Source organism: Candidatus Angelobacter sp. (genome assembly GCA_035607015.1).
Lineage (GTDB): Bacteria > Verrucomicrobiota > Verrucomicrobiia > Limisphaerales > AV2 > AV2.
In genome coordinates this window covers 1-2,135 of record DATNDF010000114.1, presented here as the reverse complement: position 1 = coordinate 2,135, position 2,135 = coordinate 1, and the positions used below count along the sequence as shown (strand labels likewise).

General features: G+C 57.9%; 2 protein-coding genes. Both read left to right on the top strand.

Annotated features, from left to right (window positions below; translation table 11 throughout):
- A partial coding sequence (locus tag VN887_04875) for an alpha/beta hydrolase fold domain-containing protein (GenBank protein ID HXT39336.1) occupies positions 1 to 1,052 on the top strand: 1,052 nt, incomplete at its 5' end.
- 11 nt (positions 1,053 to 1,063) lie between these two features.
- The gene (locus VN887_04870) at positions 1,064 to 1,897 is read left to right on the top strand and encodes a carbon-nitrogen hydrolase family protein (GenBank protein ID HXT39335.1); all 834 of its coding nucleotides are present in this window, start codon (positions 1,064 to 1,066) and stop codon (positions 1,895 to 1,897) included.
- The last annotated feature ends 238 nt before the right edge of the window (positions 1,898 to 2,135 follow it).

The following is a 2,135-nucleotide window of genomic DNA, read 5'->3' as shown; positions in this document are numbered from 1 at the left end:
CAAGAAGGAGACGCGATATGAAACAACTTCGGATGCTTCCCATGGTGCTGATCACGGCACTTCTGGGCACGGCTTTCCTGGCGGCGCAGGAAGAAAACCCCAATGCGAAAAATACGGCTCCCAACGGTCCGCCGAAGAAATCGGCCTCCACGACTCCGCCGGACATGACCGACGTGGTGTACGGGAGCGACAAGAAATTCAACGTCATCGACCTGTGGAAGGCCAAATCGGACAAGCCCACACCGCTCGTCATCTTCATTCACGGAGGGGGCTTCGGCGGCGGTGACAAGGGCAAGATCCTCACGCAGTTGCCGCTCGATAATTTCCTCAAAGCCGGCGTGTCATGCGCTTCCATCGATTACCGAAGATTGCAATCGCATCCCGGACCCCACCAGATCATCTACCCGACGATCTTCCTCGACTGCGCGCGGGCCGTGCAGTTCCTTCGCCACAACGCTAAAGAATGGAACCTTGACGGGGCGCGCTTCGCGTGCGCCGGCGGATCGGCCGGGGCCGGCATGTCGCTCTGGATCGGCTTTCACAAAGACCTCGCCGACCCCAGGAGCGACGACCCCGTGGCTCGAGAATCGACGCGGCTGAACTGCATCGCGTTGTTTGATGCGCAAACCGCCTACGACCCGCGCTGGATCAAGGAGAACCTTCCCGGCAAGGCGTATCAGACGCCCAATATATGGCAATTGGTTGGAATGGACTCACCGAAGTTTGGTTCACCGGTTGAACAATTTGATGAGCTGTTCAAAACCATCACGCCGGAGAAAGCCAGGCTGATGGAGGACTGCTCGCCCATCAACCATCTCACGGCGGACGCGCCGCCGGTCTTCCTGCACTACCTCGGGAAATCCCTGAAACCCAGGAAGGATGCGAGCGACGACATTCACCAGATCGGATTCGGCCTGCGGCTCAAGGAAAAGATGGACGCCCTGAAGGTCGAGTGCGAAATTGTGGCCGGTTGGCCCCAGAACCCCGAGACCACGGGACCGGACAAGACAGACCTTGAGTTCGTCCTGCGCCATTTCGGGATGAAAAAATAGGAGATACTCACATGCATCGCCGCAGATTTCTGCAAAATGTAGCTGCCATCGCTGTGGCCGGAGCGACCTTGCCACGGGGCGGCCAGGCGGGGGAAACCGTCGCTGCGGCAAAGCCGCGACGTGCTACCCTGGCGCAGGTCATCGTGCACAAGAACGTCGAGCAGAACCTCACCAACGCGCGCCTCGCCATTGAGCAGGCCGGCAAGGAAAAGGCCGATTTCGTACTCTTCCCGGAGATGTTTCTCACCGTCGGTGTCCGCGAAATGCGCCAGGACGAGGCAGCCGCCGGCATGGCGGAGATTGCCGAATTGTGCCGCAAATTCGCCGTGACCGCTCTGGTTGGAACGGGCTGGAAGGAGCAAGACAAGCTGTTCAATCAGGTCCGGATCATCAACGCCACCGGTGCGCTGGCAGGCGTTTATGCCAAGAAATGTCTGACCTATGGCGATGCCAAGCGTGTTTCCCCCGGCACGACGCCGCTTGTGTTTTCCGTGGACGGCTTGACCGCGGGAGTTCTGATCTGCAACGACCTTTGGGTGACTCCCGGGTTCACCGACGGCCCAAACCCGCATTTGACTCTTCAGCAGGCCCGCGCCGGGGCGCAGGTGATCTTCCATCACATCGATTCCGGAAACGACCAGCGCTATCGGGCGTATCACGAATCGAATCATTTCGTGCGCGCGGTCGAAGCCAAGTGTCCCATCGTGGCCGTCAATGCGTTCACGGCCCCCGAGGTGAACGCCACCTCCGGTGTGGTGGGCACCGATTTCCGACATCTCGTTGCGTTGCCCAGAGACCGCGAGGTCATCCAGACGGTGGAATTCGTGCCGACCGTACGGACGTAATCCATGCTCCAATAAGTGTCTCAATGAACTGCCGAAATCGAACGAGACGCTTAACTAACTTGAACTTGTTTTGTCGCAGGATGGAGTTGGATTCCGTCAGCTGTTTTCCAGTGAAAACTTATAAGGCAAAAGTAGCAAACTTTCAGCAAAGTGACATTACCCGGCAAAAAGTGCTTTCTGTAAACCCTTAAACTTTTGGAGACGTACGCTGACAGAGTGTCAGCGCAAAAAAAAGGCC